13 protein-coding genes and 1 CRISPR repeat array are annotated in these 16,639 nt (G+C 52.7%); of the genes, 4 read left to right on the top strand and 9 right to left on the bottom strand.

Annotated elements, in window-relative coordinates; all coding sequences use genetic code 11:
- Positions 1–147: 147 nt before the first annotated feature.
- Entirely contained in the window at positions 148–1,635 is a 1,488-nt protein-coding gene (locus tag B0F88_RS08610; protein WP_104423527.1) for a phosphomannomutase, read from the top strand.
- A 35-nt stretch (positions 1,636–1,670) separates the two neighbouring features.
- Positions 1,671–2,012 (top strand): hypothetical protein, encoded by a 342-nt coding sequence (locus tag B0F88_RS08605; RefSeq protein WP_258076605.1) that lies wholly within the window; start codon positions 1,671–1,673, stop codon positions 2,010–2,012.
- A gap of 168 nt (positions 2,013–2,180) precedes the next feature.
- On the opposite strand, the gene B0F88_RS08600 is transcribed toward B0F88_RS08605, so the two are convergent.
- The gene (locus B0F88_RS08600; RefSeq protein WP_104423525.1) at positions 2,181–2,531 is read right to left on the bottom strand and encodes a DUF4186 domain-containing protein; all 351 of its coding nucleotides are present in this window, start codon (positions 2,529–2,531) and stop codon (positions 2,181–2,183) included.
- A gap of 75 nt (positions 2,532–2,606) precedes the next feature.
- Here B0F88_RS08600 and B0F88_RS08595 point away from each other — a divergent pair, with 75 nt between their 5' ends.
- Positions 2,607–3,347 carry a DUF434 domain-containing protein gene (locus B0F88_RS08595; RefSeq protein WP_104423524.1) on the top strand — a complete coding sequence of 247 codons (741 nt, stop codon included), beginning with the start codon at positions 2,607–2,609 and terminating at the stop codon, positions 3,345–3,347.
- Positions 3,348–3,605: 258 nt separating this feature from the next.
- A CRISPR array of direct repeats spans positions 3,606–6,638; the repeat unit is 28 nt; unit sequence TTTCTAAGCTGCCTGTGCGGCAGTGAAC.
- Positions 6,639–6,769: 131 nt separating this feature from the next.
- On the opposite strand, the gene cas6f is transcribed toward B0F88_RS08595, so the two are convergent.
- The 4 genes from cas6f to csy1 are packed head-to-tail and all read right to left on the bottom strand — an operon-like array spanning position 6,770 to position 10,515.
- Entirely contained in the window at positions 6,770–7,348 is a 579-nt protein-coding gene (gene cas6f / locus B0F88_RS08590) for a type I-F CRISPR-associated endoribonuclease Cas6/Csy4 (protein ID WP_104423523.1), read from the bottom strand.
- 2 nt (positions 7,349–7,350) lie between these two features.
- Positions 7,351–8,379 carry a type I-F CRISPR-associated protein Csy3 gene (gene csy3 / locus B0F88_RS08585; protein ID WP_104423522.1) on the bottom strand — a complete coding sequence of 343 codons (1,029 nt, stop codon included), beginning with the start codon at positions 8,377–8,379 and terminating at the stop codon, positions 7,351–7,353.
- Positions 8,369–9,283 carry a type I-F CRISPR-associated protein Csy2 gene (gene csy2, locus B0F88_RS08580; protein ID WP_104423521.1) on the bottom strand — a complete coding sequence of 305 codons (915 nt, stop codon included), beginning with the start codon at positions 9,281–9,283 and terminating at the stop codon, positions 8,369–8,371. The genes csy3 and csy2 overlap by 11 nt, the downstream gene beginning before the upstream one ends.
- Entirely contained in the window at positions 9,280–10,515 is a 1,236-nt protein-coding gene (csy1, locus tag B0F88_RS08575) for a type I-F CRISPR-associated protein Csy1 (protein ID WP_104423520.1), read from the bottom strand. The genes csy2 and csy1 overlap by 4 nt, the downstream gene beginning before the upstream one ends.
- Positions 10,516–10,880: 365 nt before the next feature.
- On the opposite strand from csy1, the gene B0F88_RS08570 reads away from it, so the two are divergent.
- Positions 10,881–11,228 carry a type II toxin-antitoxin system RelE/ParE family toxin gene (locus tag B0F88_RS08570; protein ID WP_104423519.1) on the top strand — a complete coding sequence of 116 codons (348 nt, stop codon included), beginning with the start codon at positions 10,881–10,883 and terminating at the stop codon, positions 11,226–11,228.
- Here the strand turns inward: B0F88_RS08570 and B0F88_RS08565 are convergent.
- From B0F88_RS08565 to B0F88_RS08550, 4 genes are all read right to left on the bottom strand, one after another.
- On the bottom strand, positions 11,222–11,536 hold the full coding sequence (locus B0F88_RS08565) for a helix-turn-helix domain-containing protein (protein ID WP_104423544.1): 315 nt from the start codon (positions 11,534–11,536) through the stop codon (positions 11,222–11,224). The two genes, B0F88_RS08570 and B0F88_RS08565, sit on opposite strands and share 7 nt — an antisense overlap.
- A 108-nt stretch (positions 11,537–11,644) precedes the next feature.
- Positions 11,645–14,932: a type I-F CRISPR-associated helicase Cas3f gene (gene cas3f / locus B0F88_RS08560; protein WP_104423518.1), complete on the bottom strand. Its 3,288-nt coding sequence runs from the start codon at positions 14,930–14,932 to the stop codon at positions 11,645–11,647.
- Positions 14,929–15,876 (bottom strand): type I-F CRISPR-associated endonuclease Cas1f, encoded by a 948-nt coding sequence (gene cas1f, locus B0F88_RS08555; protein ID WP_104423517.1) that lies wholly within the window; start codon positions 15,874–15,876, stop codon positions 14,929–14,931. Before cas1f ends, cas3f begins: the two co-directional genes overlap by 4 nt.
- A 143-nt stretch (positions 15,877–16,019) precedes the next feature.
- Complete coding sequence (locus tag B0F88_RS08550) at positions 16,020–16,583, bottom strand: putative metalloprotease CJM1_0395 family protein (RefSeq protein ID WP_104423516.1); 564 nt, start codon at positions 16,581–16,583, stop codon at positions 16,020–16,022.
- Positions 16,584–16,639: the final 56 nt, after the last annotated feature.

Here is a 16,639-nt window from a genome sequence, read left to right as displayed (position 1 = left end):
ATAAGCTCAACCATCGCCCTCGAAAAACACTCAATTTTAAAACACCTCATGAGGTCTTTTTTCCTGAACAAGAGAGGGATGCCGCATGATTACTAGAATTGCACTTCGGAGTTGAATCCGCCATATAACTTTGCAAACCAATTTCCCATGACAAAAATCAATATCCAACACATGATGGCCGAGAGCGGCGTGGCGTTCGGCACCAGCGGCGCGCGCGGGCTGGTCAGCCAAATGACCGATCAAGTCTGCGCCGCTTACAGCCTGGCGTTTTTGCACGGTCTGGGCCTTGCTAAACCGGGGCAAAGAGTCGCCTTGGGCATGGACTTGCGCCCGTCCAGCCCGGCCATCGTCCGCGCTTGCGCGGCCGGTATCCGCCAAGCCGGTTGCGAGGTGGATTTTTGCGGGATGCTGCCCACCCCGGCGCTGGCCTTGTATGCCTTGGCGCAAGGCATACCGGCCATCATGGTGACTGGCAGCCATATCCCGTTCGATCGCAACGGCATCAAGTTTTACCGGGCAGAAGGCGAGATCAGCAAAGCCGACGAAGCGGCCATCACGGGCGCCGAAATCGAGCTGGAGGAAAAAAGCTTATTTTTACCCCCTCATCCCAGCCTTCTCCCTGAGGGAGAAGGAGCCGATGCAAATGTATTGACCGTCAATCCCGCCGCCTTGCACCAGTACCGGCAGCGTTATACCGACCTGTTTGCAGCCGATTTGTTGAGCGGCTGGCGGGTCGGGATTTATGAGCATTCCAGCGCCGCGCGCGATTGCCTGAGCGATGTGCTGGGCGCACTGGGCGCGGATGTGGTCAGCTTGGGCCGCACCGATACCTTTGTGCCTATCGACACCGAAGCGGTCAGCGAGGAAGACCGTCAGCGCGGACTGGCTTGGGCGGCCGAGCATCGTCTGGATGCGATCATCTCTACCGACGGAGACGGCGACCGGCCGCTGATTGGCGACGAGACCGGCAACTGGCTGCGTGGCGACATTGTCGGCTTGCTGTGCGCGCACTTTTTGGGTGCGGATACCGTGGTCACGCCGGTGAGCTGCAATACCGCGATCGAAGCATCGGGACTATTTCGGCAGGTGATCCGCACCCGTATCGGTTCGCCGTATGTGATTGCCGGTATGGAGCAGGCGCTCGCTACGGGCGGCTCCAGCGTGGCGGGTTTTGAAGCCAACGGCGGCTTTCTGGCGGGTAATGGCTTGACTGTCGGACGGCAGGCTCTGGCCGCGCTGCCGACCCGTGACGCCATATTGCCCGCTTTGGCGGTGCTGGCGATGGCCCGGCAACAAGGTTGCAAAGTATCGGACCTGCTAGCCGGTTTGCCGCAACGTTATACCGCCAGCGACCGCTTGCAGGATTTCCCGGTTGCGAACAGCCGCGCGTTGCTGGACAGCTTGCAACGCGACGACACCGCTTATCGAAGCCTGTGGGATGATGAGCTGGGCGCGCCTGCCCAGCGGGATTTGACCGACGGCTTGCGCCTGACTTTCGAAAACGGCGAGATCGTGCATTTGCGTCCGTCCGGCAATGCGCCGGAACTGCGTTGCTATGCGGAAGCGGGCAGCATGGAACGGGCTCAGGCGCTGGTCACATTGACGCTGCAACGCATTGCCGACGGTTATAAATAACGTAGCATGATTAGAAAATATTGATGGAGAGCGTTATGAGTGCTTATATAAAGTCATCCTTGCTTGTTGCTATACTGCTATTGTCGGATGCGGCTATTGCAGCCCCTGCTTTCCTGCCGGAAGATCCGAAACGGCCTGCCGACAAGATCAGTCACGACCTCAACATCACGCAGGAACAGTTCACTGTCTGTTTCAGGAATGTTTCTCCGGCCCCGCAAGGAACGCGGCCTACTGCTGAGCGTGTCCATTCCAACAAGGCGATTCTTCTAAGTTGTCTGCAAAAGGCGAACCCCGGCATCACCAACGATAAGCTGGACGAAGTGATGGATCGATACCGTCCCGGCGGGCGCGAAGCACAATTGCCGGCGAATGAATAACGGTCCAGGGAAGCGCCTAATAAATCGCTTCCGTTCATGGTTCGACAGGCTCACCACGAACGGAATCGATAAGTTACCGTTCGTCCTGAGCCTGTCGAAGGACTAAATCAGCGCTCCCTAACGGTGCGGTTGACTTAAGTCGTTTGCAATACGGCTTGATTCACTGCTTTACATTTCATTATGCAGCCATCGTTCCAGGACCTTGAGTACATAATCCTCTTCATCCTGAGTCAGGGGACGCCCTTTTGGTATCCTGTGCCATTTTTCCAGACAACCGCGGCAGCAACAGGCTGTTGCATGTTGCGCTACAAAAACCGGATGACCCCGGAAAGGGGTTTGTTTGCCGTCATTTTTAATCACTGCCGGGGCCAGGCGCTTTGCGATAAAATCCCCGGCATGAACGATAATCGTCGGCAGTCCTTTGGTTTGCAAATAGACAAGGTCTTTGCCCTGGAGATGAAATTTTTTGCGGAAAGCCGACTTTGAGAGCGCCGCAAAGAGTTCGTCTAAATCTCTCATCAGGATGTGTTATTAATCTGTTGAACATCATTTCATTATGGGCGGATGACTTGTGATGAATCAAGGGCTGAATAGATGAATACCCACGAACAAAGACATCGTAGCGTACATTTGAACGACAAAGTGTTATTCGGCGGCGAACAATTACACCGCTTGCATGATGCGGTTTATGAATTTTGCTGGCTGCTTAATCGCGGCTATGCAAGGCACTCGGTTATTCAACTGGTTGGCGACCATCATCAGCTAGCAAAACGCCAGCGCCTGGCAATTTCCAGGGCGGCTTGTTCCAGTATCAACCGGGAGTTAAGACAGACAAAGTGTCTCCCTATTGAACAAATCGAAGACCGGCAATTGGTTATTGACGGATTTAATCTGATTATTTCCGTTGAAACGGCTATGGCTGGAGGATTATTACTGCGTTGCTGCGATGGTTGCATACGGGATATTGCCAGTATTCATGGGACGTACCGGCAGGTGCATGAAACCCGGCAGGCGATTGAGCTGATCGGCAACGTGCTGCAATCCTTTTCCCCCGCAAATGTGCTGTGGTTGTTTGACAAACCCGTATCCAATAGCGGGCGGCTTGCGGAGATGGTTCGGGACATTGCCAAGATTCATAGCTGGAACTGGCGGGCGGAGTTAATTGAAAACCCGGACCAGGCCATTCGGAGCAGCCGTAACATTGCGATTACCTCCGATTCGGCGATACTGGACGGGGGTGTACAGTGGGTAAACCTGGTCGCTTATCTTATAACCCACTATTTTCAGGACGCTTGGTTGATCGATTTTTCAGATGCTTTAAATAAGCCTGAATAAAACCAGCGGCTTATTTGCTCCCAATGCATTGGCTTGCCATTTTTCTTGTTTCCGCGCGCTACGCTCGTCGTTATACACAAGTCTTTAAAAATACGTCATCCCGGCATGGATTGCCGGGATTCACGACTGCAGGATGCAGGAGGTAGAGCAATGCATGGAGCAATTGCCGCGAATTGAGTGCTTTCATGCACTCCATCCATGCAGCGCGACAAACAAGACAAAAACTATCTGTGCGTAACATCAGTTTTTAATATTTATTTTCTAAGCTGCCTGTGCGGCAGTGAACGACAAGGACGACGACAAAAAAGCGCCCGTGATTTTCTAAGCTGCCTGTGCGGCAGTGAACAATTTTCCCCGGCGCTACCATTTTGGTTTTTATTTCTAAGCTGCCTGTGCGGCAGTGAACGGCTGAATTGAAGCGGCTAGGCAATCTAAACTTTTCTAAGCTGCCTGTGCGGCAGTGAACTTTAAAACAGTCGGGCGCAATATCGCCGCCTACTTTCTAAGCTGCCTGTGCGGCAGTGAACATCCCGCCCCCGCGCTGTCTCCGAAGGGTTTATTTCTAAGCTGCCTGTGCGGCAGTGAACAAAATGGAGGCTCTCAGTAGATGCGGTCGGAATTTCTAAGCTGCCTGTGCGGCAGTGAACAAATGTTGCTCACAGGGTTTTCGAGCATGTAGTTTCTAAGCTGCCTGTGCGGCAGTGAACTTACAGGTTCCATTTCCAGTTTCAGGATTATATTTTCTAAGCTGCCTGTGCGGCAGTGAACAAATAAAAAAAGTTCTCTGGGTCCGTCCCTTTCTTTCTAAGCTGCCTGTGCGGCAGTGAACCCATCTATCCGTAATGCAGCCATTTTTTGATATTTCTAAGCTGCCTGTGCGGCAGTGAACATTGCCCAGCATTAGCTGGGTCTACTACGCATTTTCTAAGCTGCCTGTGCGGCAGTGAACATTGCCCGTAATTCTGAGGATCTACAACGCACTTTCTAAGCTGCCTGTGCGGCAGTGAACATAATACGGAGTATCAAGAATGGCTAGATGCTTTTCTAAGCTGCCTGTGCGGCAGTGAACGGCTATCTCGATATCGCCGTTCAAAATGCACATTTCTAAGCTGCCTGTGCGGCAGTGAACGCTTAATCTAAACGGCAATTCGGCTGAGTTTATTTCTAAGCTGCCTGTGCGGCAGTGAACAGCCGCAACAGCGCCGCCAATAGCGCCTAATTTTTCTAAGCTGCCTGTGCGGCAGTGAACTAATCTTAAAGTGGCGATTTGACTATTCACTTTTTCTAAGCTGCCTGTGCGGCAGTGAACATTTCAGTGTTTGAAACTAACCGAATGGTTGATTTCTAAGCTGCCTGTGCGGCAGTGAACATTATTCTGATGCCGACACATCTAAAATAACGTTTCTAAGCTGCCTGTGCGGCAGTGAACTGATTCTGCGAAGTTGCGTGACGATAGGTAATTTTCTAAGCTGCCTGTGCGGCAGTGAACAAGATCGTCGCTCGCTGGTAACTGGACAACTATTTCTAAGCTGCCTGTGCGGCAGTGAACGCTGTAAACACTGGGTTTACCTGTGCGGCAATTTTCTAAGCTGCCTGTGCGGCAGTGAACATTGTCGATGCGGTTGAAGATCGTCGCTCGCTTTTCTAAGCTGCCTGTGCGGCAGTGAACACTGATACCTATGCCAACAATAAGTCATTGATTTTCTAAGCTGCCTGTGCGGCAGTGAACAGTTGTAAACTCAGAAGCCCAACCATACGACATTTCTAAGCTGCCTGTGCGGCAGTGAACCGCTTCCTGTGCGATATGAAATAGTCAATACTTTTCTAAGCTGCCTGTGCGGCAGTGAACTTGGACGGGTTAGATTCTCATTCAACATTGGTTTTCTAAGCTGCCTGTGCGGCAGTGAACAACGAAAGCGGAGAGGTCGAGATTGAATTTAAATTTCTAAGCTGCCTGTGCGGCAGTGAACTTCGGCCAACACATAATCAGCCGGACGTAAGATTTTCTAAGCTGCCTGTGCGGCAGTGAACTCGGCCAACACATAATCAGCCGGACGTAAGATTTTCTAAGCTGCCTGTGCGGCAGTGAACCCAACACTCCGCGAACTGCGAATATTGCTCTTTTTCTAAGCTGCCTGTGCGGCAGTGAACAACGCCTATTTCATCTTCCGCCAGAACTATTATTTCTAAGCTGCCTGTGCGGCAGTGAACTTTTCTGGACTTGTGCAAGCAGGCCGCGAGGCTTTCTAAGCTGCCTGTGCGGCAGTGAACTCATTACCGTCCGATCGTTGACCTCGACACTATTTCTAAGCTGCCTGTGCGGCAGTGAACAGAACAGCCCGACCCGCACCCGTACCTGGATTTTTCTAAGCTGCCTGTGCGGCAGTGAACTAAATCGTTTGCTGTTTTTTGGGATCATGGATTTTCTAAGCTGCCTGTGCGGCAGTGAACGGAAACCGCATTTTATCCGGGCGCTTAAGCGTTTTCTAAGCTGCCTGTGCGGCAGTGAACAATTTAGGAAAAGCTGCTGCATTAGTGGCCTTTTTCTAAGCTGCCTGTGCGGCAGTGAACACGAAATTGCCCAGGAATCGCTTTATGATCGTTTTCTAAGCTGCCTGTGCGGCAGTGAACGCGGTCAGCGGTTCGCCTTGACCGACTCGTTATTTCTAAGCTGCCTGTGCGGCAGTGAACGAAACTGGGACTGAACAGCGAAAAGTTCAACTTTTCTAAGCTGCCTGTGCGGCAGTGAACAATAGCGACGGAGTCGGTGCCGTTGGATCGCCTTTCTAAGCTGCCTGTGCGGCAGTGAACGGCTGCGGAAAGTAATGTGCTCAGCCGGATAATTTCTAAGCTGCCTGTGCGGCAGTGAACCAATGTTTCCGGTCATCCGGTTACGCTCAAAGTTTCTAAGCTGCCTGTGCGGCAGTGAACTGGTAACTGGCAGCCGCAACGAGGCAGCGGGTTTTCTAAGCTGCCTGTGCGGCAGTGAACCCCAGCGGCGAGATGAATCAGGGCGTCGTATTTTTCTAAGCTGCCTGTGCGGCAGTGAACGGAAACCTGCCTGGTCAGATATATACGTTACCTTTCTAAGCTGCCTGTGCGGCAGTGAACCGACGATTGACCGCCCAGAGGATGGTGTGCTTTTTCTAAGCTGCCTGTGCGGCAGTGAACGTCGAGTTGCTGTTGCCGGACATATCCTCACTTTTCTAAGCTGCCTGTGCGGCAGTGAACGTATGCAGATATAAATGGCGGCATAACCGGAATTTCTAAGCTGCCTGTGCGGCAGTGAACAGCAGATTTATCCGTGATAAAACAAATGCATCAACAGCTTAGGCGTATTTTTCCGTTTTTACCATTGAAAAACACGCCCAAGCTAATCGACTGATTTAAATGTGTTTTTAAAGAGCCTGACCTACCGATGGTCAAAAAACAGGAACGCTGCTTTGCCGGCTTAAGCCATAAGCGTTAAAACCTGCGTTGATTGGTTCCGGCGCTTCGACATAGCCTATAAACAAACGAAACCTTTCCCCGCTGCTTAGGCTTTTAATCCATACAAAAGGCGCATCGCTACGTTGCTCCGGGCAGCTTTCGAGTGCGGCCAGCGCTTGTTCAATGCCGATGTTTTCCCGCTTGGCCTTGCGCCTTGCCATTCTGGCGTTGCTGCTTTTAGGCTGAATCCGGTAATAACAGGCATGGGTTTGGATGCGGCCGGGGACGTTGCGTATGCCGGTCAGGTGCACAGAGTCGCTCAGGCGGTTCAGCCAGCGGCTTGCGTTAAAGCGTTCAAGCTCGGCTTCGGTTTCGGCCAGCAGCCGCAGTTTGTCGCCGAGTTGGTGCTTTGCTGCGTTGTAGCCCGGCAACGCTATGCCGATGGGGAATTTGCCGTTGCGGTCCTGCATCTCAACCAACCCTAAATGAATCTGTTGATAGACTTTCTCCCATAAGAAATGCAAGCCGATGTCGGCATCGGGCTGTAAGGTGATTTCCAGGTAGTGGTTCATGGTCAGTCCTTGCCGCTTTCGCCGAATACGCCGCCGCGCACCAGCACGGCCATCACGTAGTGTTCGTCGTTTTTGCCGGACAGCTTTTCGCCCCGCGCAAAACGGTCGAACAGGCTGTAAAAGTCGGCTTTTTCTTTCGGCGTGCGATAGGCCTTGCCCAGGTTGGTTACCGCTCCGTAAACTTCAATTGCTATCGGGCCGATGGCTCCGCCTTCAGGTTCCGGGTACCAGGTGTCGATGGTGCGCAAGGCGTTGCCGATTTTTTGCGAGTGCATGCCGGCAACGCCGTCGATGTGGTAGAGGATTTTGCTTTTTTTCGACTTGCTGTTGCCTTTGTCTAAAACCAGCTCTTCACTCGGATAAACATCCTGCGCCAAGCCGATTTGGGCATAGGCGTTGATTTCCAGCAGCAGGAACTCGGTTTTCCCGGCCAGCGCGTCGGCGATTTTTGCCGCCAGTTGGGCAATGTCGGCGTGGTCATGGTTAAAATCGCGGGTGCCGACGGACTTGGCATCGAATATCCAGGTTTGCTGTTCGCCTTCGTTGCGCACGGTTACAGCCACTTCAATCCGTTCCGCGCCGACCCGGTTGCGCCACAAGAAGCGGCCATTGGCGATGTTGGTTGCATAGCGCTTTGCCAGTTCGCTAAAGCCTTCCGAGTCGATATAGTTTTGGGCGGCATCTTTATAGCTGGCGTAGAATTCGGCATTGTTGCAAGCGGACGGTATTTCTATGCCGCTCAGCACTTTTAAGGTGAACGCCAGTTTTAAGGTGTCCTGGTCGCTGCCCAGGGCGCAGCTGTCGACGGTTTGCAGGTTCGGTTTTTCAACTTCCGCGTCCAGTTTCATCGGGTCGTTCTGCAAGTCTTTTTTCAGGCGGTTGGAAATGGTGCCGCGCACCGATTTTTCTTGGAGTTTCAGCGGTGCGGCCGCCTCGTTCCTGCGTTCCCAGCTCGTGCCGTACAAACGGCCGTCGGAAGGAACGAGTTTTTTCTCGAAGGCCAGTACGGTGACTTTCAGGTTATTTGCCATGATATTTTTCCTTGCTGTGTTGTTGAATCAGATAAAAGTGATTTTCGGCATCGTAATGGCTGTGCCAAAGCAGCTCGTCCAGGCGCTTGATGCGGTAGGGCATCACAAACTCGCCGAGTGTGACCAGGGATTCGGCAAAGCGGTGCGGGGTGTCCGGGTCGCGCTGGTTTTCGGCACTGCCCAATGCGCTGATGCCGTGAAAGCCGGTCGCAATCGGCACTATCCAGCCGGTTTTTTTGCGTTCGTTTTTTTTGCGTTTGGCGGTCCATTCGGTTTGTCCGTCTTCGCCGCTTTCGCTGCGGTGGCGGACGGTCAGGTAATCGAGCAGCGCAGTGACGGCATCGATGTCGCCGCCCTGGTTTTGCATGGCTTCGATCATTAAATCGCGGCGCTCTTTCAGCACATGGCTGGGCATCAGTTTGCGGGTGAGTTTGGCTAAGTCGTCTGCGCCATTCACTTTGAGTAGTTCCGGCTTTTTAAATTCCAGGATGTCGCCGCCCGCCAGTTTCAGCGTGCTTAACTGCGTTTCGACGGCCGCTAAAAAGGCGTCGGCATCGTCCTGATCAACGCCTTCGTATTCAAGCACCAACGATACGCTGAGATGGCAGCGGGCTTCCTCGATAAATGACGGGCGTTCGCCGTTTTTATCCAGCGGATTGCCGGTGCCGACGATCGAATGCACGTAATCGCCCCGGCCTTTGTAGGTTTGCAGGTCGATGCTGTGGCAGGCGACGGCGGCGCGGGTAAATGCCAACCCGTTAAATTGCCCGGCGCACAGTTTACGCTGCAAGGCGTGAGCGCCGCCCAGCCAGGCGGTCATCGCCGGGAAGCCGATGGTGTAAGGGCTGGACAGCGCGTTGGCGTTGTGGATTTTTACGTGCGGGATGATTAAAAAGCGGTTCATCGTAAATCCTCCTGCATAGCGCCAAGCACGGTGCGTATATGCGCCAGTTCGACATCGCCCAAAAAGACGGCTTTGTCTTTGCCGACAGTTTTTTCGTAGGCGATATAAAACCAGTCGGCGATGGCGCGGATGATTTCGTCCAGCCAAGCGTCTTGGTTTTCGCGCTGCTCGTTGTAGGCGGCATCCAGCCAGATTTTTTGCGCCAAGGGCAGGTTGGTTGCGTCAGACCAGCCGGGCGGTAGTTGCCGGAATTGCCAGACTTTTTCGATGATTTGTTCGGCGATTGAGCTTATCCAATAATCGCGGCCGTCACGGATGTCGATGGTGTTGTGGTTGACCATAAGCAGTCGGTGCAAGGCCTTAAAGCTGTCCTGATAATGTTTGTAATACAGGCTGTCGCTGAAAAAGCCGGTTTTAGGCGGCTGGATGGCGCGTGTTTCCAGTTGCGGCGGCAATGACGGCAATAAGTACGCGGTGCCGCCGTTTTGGTTGTTGAGTACGCTGATGTTTTGCGGCTTGGTGCCGCCAAAGCCGATCACCGACAGGTTATACAGTTCGGCGAAACCTTGTTCGTTATGAACTTGATGGCGGCGGTCTTCGCGGGCTTGTTTGGCCTCGTCGGAAAAACGCAGGACGTTAATGGCTTCCTTAAGCTTGAACATCAAACCCGACGGGGTGAGTATCGACAACAGGTGATAGCCGTCACCGACCGGAAAATAAACCTGCTTGATTTTTTCCGAGGTTTTGGCGGTATCCGAGCTTTGCTTGATGGCTAACAAGCCTTGCTGTAGTTCGGAAAAGGGCAGGGTGGATAGTTCGAATTGCGTTTGAATGGCGGCGCTGGTTTGTTCCAAATGCGCCAGCACGGTTTGCCCGTCGGTTAAGGTCAACGACAGGAATTTGTGGACATCCAGGGCGGCCGCATTGCCCAGCACGTCGAGGTCGGTATCGGCATTGCCGGTGCGCAAAAAGCCGTCGGGTTTGGGCCGGGCCTCGGCAATTATTGCGCTGGTCTTTGCGCTGGGGTGGGTGAATTTGCCGGGATGGCTCAGCATCGACAGCCAGCCTGCCCGCTTGGCCGCATCGGGCAACCAGTTGTCCAAGCGGAAAAACTCAGTCGCTTCAAGTTCAATAGCTCGCCTTTCTTGATCGCTGATGCCGGGTTTTAGATTCTTCTTGATCCGGGCAGCCTTGCGCTCGGACAAGAAGTTTTCGATTGCGGGGTCTAACATATCACTGTCCTTCTAAATTGATGGCGAAGGAGAGTGTAAGGTAGGGTTGATTGTAAGTCGACCCGTGCATTCATATTTTATGCTCGTTCCCACGCTCCTGTTTGGGAATGCAGTATTGGAAGCTCCAGCTTCCTGTCACGCGAAGCTGGAGCTTCGTATACCGAGTTCCCAAGCAGGAGCTTGGGAACGAGCGGAGCATTGTATTTTTTCATCCACTGCCGAACAGGCAGTTTGGAGTCTAATATTTAAAATTGTTTGTCCGTAACTTTTATGTGATCCATATGGGAGGGGATTTTTAACCCATACGCATCGCTTATTTTTGAGGTATGGGTTATCAAACGGTTTACCGCCAATGGAATTGTTGAATGAAAAAAGCGAAAAAATTTGCCTTTGTAAACGATGCCGCTGAAAAGGAATATAAAGATTTACCCGATAAAATACAGGATGAATTTGGTAAAGATTTAAGACGCATTCAGTTTGATGAAGAGCCGAAATTACCGGTCACCCATTTGGATAGTATTGGCGCAGGTGTTATTGAATTGAGAAAAAACGGCAGCCCGGCTTTTCGCTGCATTTATGTAGCAAAATATCTGGATACGATTGTTGTGCTACATGCCTTTGTCAAAACTACCAACGGTATTGATCGGCAAGCCATGAAAGCGGCCGATCAACGCTTAAAAGAGTTGCTGGCAGGGATAAAGAAAACTCACTGAATCGCTTTCGCTTTTATGACCATCGTGGCCTTTTGTAATGATGGCATAGTCCAGTTTATTTGAAAGCCGAGCTTATCCAGCATATCAAACAGCGCATCAATGGTGAATTTTTCAATTTTAGCGTTCATTAAATCGGATATGCGGGATTGTTTGACCCCAAGCTGTTTCGCCGCCTGCACTTGTGTCCATTGTTTACTTTCGATTATACGGCTAAGCATGATGGATAAGTCCATTTTCATGACCATTTTACTGGCGGTTTCCGCGTCGTGATTAACATGAAATGGGCTGTCGTAAAATTTTAATGGCATGATGAAAATGTCCGATAGTGACTGAGAATCTATGCCTGCATTATATATAATTTTAGATAATAACATCTAAATTATTGAGCCCGGCTCTTCATCCGTGCTCCATTGGCCCTATCGCGGTTTTTTCCAAAACCCCAATTGATCGCAATAGGCAAAGCGCCGACCTTTCAAAATATCATTCTCATCAATTTGCACGTTGATTTCGCCATAACGCAATGCGGTATTACGCAACGACCAGTTATTTCGTTCGGCCACGTCTTCAAGCAAAGACTGATAATCGCGATAAAGCCACCATCTGGCTTGTGCTTGTTCGCTCAATTTGATCGAGGGATCTATTTTGTATCGGTCTTCAACCGGGTTGTACTGGCCTTGAAGCGATTTCTCGACAAATACCCAATCGTCTTTTGCATCCGGTATCCGGTATAAGGTCTGTTGCGGCTGCTGTTTTCTAAACGGGCTGAGCTGTTGCGGCAGCGCCGTCAGCCACCAATACCCGCTTAGCCAGCCTTGCAGTTGCTCCGGGCCTTGTTTGTGATAAGCGGTAAGCAACTGTTGTATGCAGTAATGCTCCAAATCCGCCAGGCGTTCGGTCTCTTGCAGTTGGGTGTTGCGCTGGATGCGCGGCAAGGCGTTGAGTGAGGTCAACTGATCGGCGGGAATCAGCGTGCTTAAGTCGTGGCTGTCCAGCAGATGGTCTTTGCTTTCATAACCGGGGCGGCAATAGGCAGGGCTGTCATCGGCTTGGATTAACGCTTTCAGGTTGTATTGCAGCAAGGCGATGTTGGCGGTATCGGGCGTTTCGTCCCGGTGCCTGAGCACCCGGCCTGCCAGTTGGATGATCGAGCGGTACGACGAGGGTTCGACCACCGCCCAATCGAAATCGTGATCGCGCCCGACTTCTTCAACCGGCGTCGCCACCAGGATGAACAGCATGTTGGCGGCGCGGCTGTTATCGAGATGTTGCCGGATCAGCGGATGCTCGAAAACTGGCTCGGGGTCGTGGCGTTTTAATACGGCGTCCAGATGCTGCTCTTGATGATGGCGCAGCAACAGCAGTTGCTGGCTGTGGTAAGCCATGACCCGTATATCCATATCGTCGGGCCATTGAGCTTCCGCTAAATATTGAGCCAGCTTGATGCACGGCGGAATGTTCGCGACACGCACTACGCCGAATGAAACCCGCTTGTTGCTGTGCGGGTCGGGTCTGGCATGGCGGTGGTGAAGCGCGGCGGCGGTTTGTTGTATGGCGGTAAAAAATAGCTGTTCGAGGGTTTGATCATCGCCGATGCAAGGTTCGGTTTTATCCAGTGCGATAATCTCGGCTTTCCGGCGAACGGCTAATTTGTTTATCTTAAGCCGCTTTTTGCCGGTATAGGCTTGGTGAACCGAGCGGTAGGCTTCTATGTCGCCGTGGGACAGTGTCTCAATGCAGGTTGCAAACTCGTCAATCCAGGCGCAACCGATACGGCCGGCGACGTCGCGGGTCTTGGCAAACAGCCGCCAGCCTTCCCGGTAGGCGTTAAAATAGCCTTCGGCCAAATCGGGCGGAATGGTTGCTGAGGAAATCATCACTTTGCGCCCCAACATACCGGCCAGATGAATCAGGCGGCCTATTGCAATCAGGTCGGTTCCGTCGAAATCGTCGATTTCATCAATGACCAAATCCGAAGACATCAGCCGCAAACAGGGCAAGATATAACGCCCGCCGCGCGTGGTTTCGGTCGCGGGCATCAGGTGGTCGATGGTGCAAGCCAGCACCGGCGCGTAGAGGAATTTCTGCTTGCGCGGATCGATGTTGCCGCTTCGATCCGTCCACACGGTGCTTAACGCGCTTAAGGTGTCATCGGGTATATCGAAATCGATTTCGTTGTCTTCCCATAATTCTTCCGCCGATTCCGAGCCGCCGGGTGGGTCTGCTTGCGTATCTTGCGGTTTATGGTTTTGCGTGTGCAATTCCAGGATTGCCCGCGAGCCGATCAGCACCGCCAGCTCGGAATCGTCCAGGCCGATACGGTCGCGGTATTCGTCTCCGGTTTGCAAGGTCAGCGTGCGCAGGCCCAGCGCCAGCGCGTAACGCAGGCTGTCGCCATCCTTGGACAGCGCCTGCATGATTTTGGCGTTAGCCAGGGTTTTGCCGCAGCCGGTACCGGCCATGTTGACGGTGAAGAAACCGTAGCGTTGCCCGCTTAAACCTTGCTCGGTTTTCCAGGTTTTGATTTTGGCTACCGCGTCGTCTTGCCATTGAAAGCGTTTATCGGCGCTTTTTTGTTTCAGGCGTTTCACGTCGTAAGCGGCGGGCGGCTCGTCTTCAAACTTGGGCAGCAGATGGGTTGCGGTTAGCGCGTTTTTGGCAACGCCGAGCAAATGCTCGTCCAGTTTTTGCTTGAGCTGTTTGGTTTTACTGTCGGTATTGGCATACAGCGCCAGGGTGCCGTTCCAGCCCGTGTCGGCCGGCTGCGAGGAATAATGATGATCGCCCAGCATCAGCGAGAGCCGGGCATGATGCAAGACTACACGCCAGCTGCCGTCGGCCATCGCTTGCTCAAGGCGCGGCAGGCAGGCGATCAGTTTGGCCGCCCATTTTTGCAGTTGCTTAAGCCAGGGTTTCGATTGGCTGGGCAGGCCGTTGGGGAAATGGAAACAGGTGTCGGTATTTATATCGTTTTGGTAGCCCCACCCGGCGGTAATCCGTTTAAGCGTCTTTTGCAAGTCTTTAGCCGGTTCGCCCCGCCAGTCGTCTGAGTCATCCCAATTGATCGGCAGTTTATGGTGGGTTACGACCAGCCAAGCGACTAAACAGGAGGCATTGGGCAAGTCCGTCATGGGGTTTTTACTTGGGCTTAATGATTTTAATGCCGCCTCGTCTATATCGCCGTCAGCCAAGCGTTTAAGCCATCCGGCGTCTTCCTGTTCGCCGTTGATCAGCGCGGTCAGCAGCATTAGCGATACCCATTCATGGCGCAACGGGTCGGACTGCGGTTTCTTGGATGTCAATTTCTGCTGAAAACAGGCGGACGCTTTGCCCCAGTCGTGAAACAGCGCCGCCAATGCGGTCAAGGCTTTAATCAGCGGCAGGTAATGCCAATCGTTTTCCCACTGGGTGTTGATAACGGTTTTTTTCGTGGTGTTGACCGGCACGATGCCGAGCGCGTTGAATTTACGGCGATTGCCGACTATCCAGACCAGTTCGCTACGGCTGCGGCTGCGTTGCCAATGGCAGGAAACGGCGGTGTTTTTGGAAGCGGTTTTGCGCAGCAGTTTTTTGACGGCGTTTAACCCTTCGTTGGTGATGACCGTTTGCCAAGTGCAATCGCCGATGCGATTGGCAAACGCATCCAATACGCGGCGTGTTTTGGCTAAGGCGTTTTTCTCGCATTGCGAGACGAAGGTCACCATCATAGTTGGCTGCCTTCTAAACTGAGGGTTTTGACGGCTTCGAACATGAAATCCAGCGCTTTGTGTTGGGTAAAGTTTTGCAGGCATTGCTGGCGAAATTCCTGCTCGCTCATTTGTTCCTTGGCGCAGATAAACGCCCAAGGCAGGATCAGCGCGTCTTTTACCAGATCGGCGACGTCGAACACTAACGCGCCGCGCCGGGTTTTGCCGTGCATCACCGCAAAGCCGTGGGGTATGCCCAGCACCCATAGCGTGGTTGCGGCCAAGCCATAGGCCAGGTAATTGCCGTGATTTAAAAAGGCGTTGGCGTCGTCTTCGCCTGCATGGTCGCGGGCAAATCCGCCGTGTTGGGTACGGGCGGCGGCTATTTTGTAAAGGCTTTTGGTCAGTTGCGCTTCTGCGGTCAGCAGGTCGGTAACGCTGGAGCTGTGGCTTATTTTATCGTTGCAGTTGCTCAGGGCCTTTTCCACGTCGGCGTCATCGATATAAAAGCCGTAAGATTGCAGCTCTTTGTCTTTGCGCCAGACCTGCTGCAAATAGTCAATGCGCAACTGTTGGAAGCGTTTGGCGATGGTCAGGCGTTTGTTTTCGTCGAACCAGAACGCCAGCCAGTTTTGGATGTATTCGGTCGGCCGGTATTCGCTCTGCGGCGAAAGCCATTCCACTTCGCCTGCGGCAATCAGCGGTGTGCCGCCGCTGCCGCTGAATCCGATCAATACTCCGGCGGAAGCCAGCATCCTGACGGCGGACTGGGTGATCGATGTACCCATGCCCAGCAAGATGACCGTGGTGTTGGCGATTGGAATGTTCCAGTACTGCTTTTGGTCGTTGTCTTCGGTGAGATACACCACCCGGCCGTCTTTTTGCATGACCCGGCATTTTTCCAGGTAATAAATATTGGCGCGCTTGGAGTGTAATATGGCTTTTAGATCGGTTAATTGTTCCATAATCCTTGGGGCGAGAGAGTATTGCCCAAATCAGGCGTTATAGAACGCGGATGACACTGATCAGGCGGATTTAAACGGATGTGATTTTTTGAAAGCGTTTGTGCAGAACTTGACGAATGATTAAGCTAGCACTTTCTTATGCTTTATGCCGATAAATTTATTTGGCTTCCCTGCCGGTCTTTATCGCCGTTCTGAGTAGCCTGTATTTTCTGCATCAATTCGACTTGCGCTTGGGCGGCCATCGCCGTTGCCGCCGCCGCAACCTGCATATCCGCGCCGGAGGGTTGGGCCGGAGCCAGCGCGGCTCTCCTGATGGTGTCTGCTTTTCGTAGCGTTGCGGCCGGGTCGCCGGAAACCGGTGAGGTGTCTATGCTGACCTCGCCGCCGATGGCATACTGGCTGCCGTCAGGGCCTTGCTGGAATTCAAAACTGGCGCCGCTTACCGCAATGCTGCCTGCCGCAGCCAGATGCGCGGCTTCATGCGCCCTGACTTCGACATCTCTTTGTTTGAGTTCGTTAACGACTTTTATATCGGATTCGGAGAGCTCTCTGGTTTTTTTTGTGTCCGTTGTTTGGGAATCGGCAGGTTTTAACGCGGGGTCTTTTTGAGCGTCCTGATCCTGGCTGTTCGTCGGGGCGACCGGCTGCCGCTGAGAATAATCAGTTGGTTGTGCGGCGAATTTGGTATGGGATACGGAAGAAATCATGATGCACCTTCACATCAGATAAACAATTTTAAGTCTAATAAACAATCATTCAACAG

Source organism: Methylobacter tundripaludum (genome assembly GCF_002934365.1).
Taxonomy (GTDB): domain Bacteria; phylum Pseudomonadota; class Gammaproteobacteria; order Methylococcales; family Methylomonadaceae; genus Methylobacter_A; species Methylobacter_A tundripaludum_A.
The sequence above is the reverse complement of the archived record's forward strand: the minus strand, read 5'-3'. Positions and strand labels throughout refer to the sequence as shown.

Coding starts and splice junctions, on each gene's coding strand:
- B0F88_RS08610 (WP_104423527.1), top strand. CDS start 148: ATGACAAAAATCAATATCCAACACATGATGGCCGAGAGCGGCGTGGCG.
- B0F88_RS08605 (WP_258076605.1), top strand. CDS start 1,671: ATGAGTGCTTATATAAAGTCATCCTTGCTTGTTGCTATACTGCTATTG.
- B0F88_RS08600 (WP_104423525.1), bottom strand. CDS start 2,531: ATGAGAGATTTAGACGAACTCTTTGCGGCGCTCTCAAAGTCGGCTTTC.
- B0F88_RS08595 (WP_104423524.1), top strand. CDS start 2,607: ATGAATACCCACGAACAAAGACATCGTAGCGTACATTTGAACGACAAA.
- cas6f (WP_104423523.1), bottom strand. CDS start 7,348: ATGAACCACTACCTGGAAATCACCTTACAGCCCGATGCCGACATCGGC.
- csy3 (WP_104423522.1), bottom strand. CDS start 8,379: ATGGCAAATAACCTGAAAGTCACCGTACTGGCCTTCGAGAAAAAACTC.
- csy2 (WP_104423521.1), bottom strand. CDS start 9,283: ATGAACCGCTTTTTAATCATCCCGCACGTAAAAATCCACAACGCCAAC.
- csy1 (WP_104423520.1), bottom strand. CDS start 10,515: ATGTTAGACCCCGCAATCGAAAACTTCTTGTCCGAGCGCAAGGCTGCC.
- B0F88_RS08570 (WP_104423519.1), top strand. CDS start 10,881: ATGAAAAAAGCGAAAAAATTTGCCTTTGTAAACGATGCCGCTGAAAAG.
- B0F88_RS08565 (WP_104423544.1), bottom strand. CDS start 11,536: ATGCCATTAAAATTTTACGACAGCCCATTTCATGTTAATCACGACGCG.
- cas3f (WP_104423518.1), bottom strand. CDS start 14,932: ATGATGGTGACCTTCGTCTCGCAATGCGAGAAAAACGCCTTAGCCAAA.
- cas1f (WP_104423517.1), bottom strand. CDS start 15,876: ATGGAACAATTAACCGATCTAAAAGCCATATTACACTCCAAGCGCGCC.
- B0F88_RS08550 (WP_104423516.1), bottom strand. CDS start 16,583: ATGATTTCTTCCGTATCCCATACCAAATTCGCCGCACAACCAACTGAT.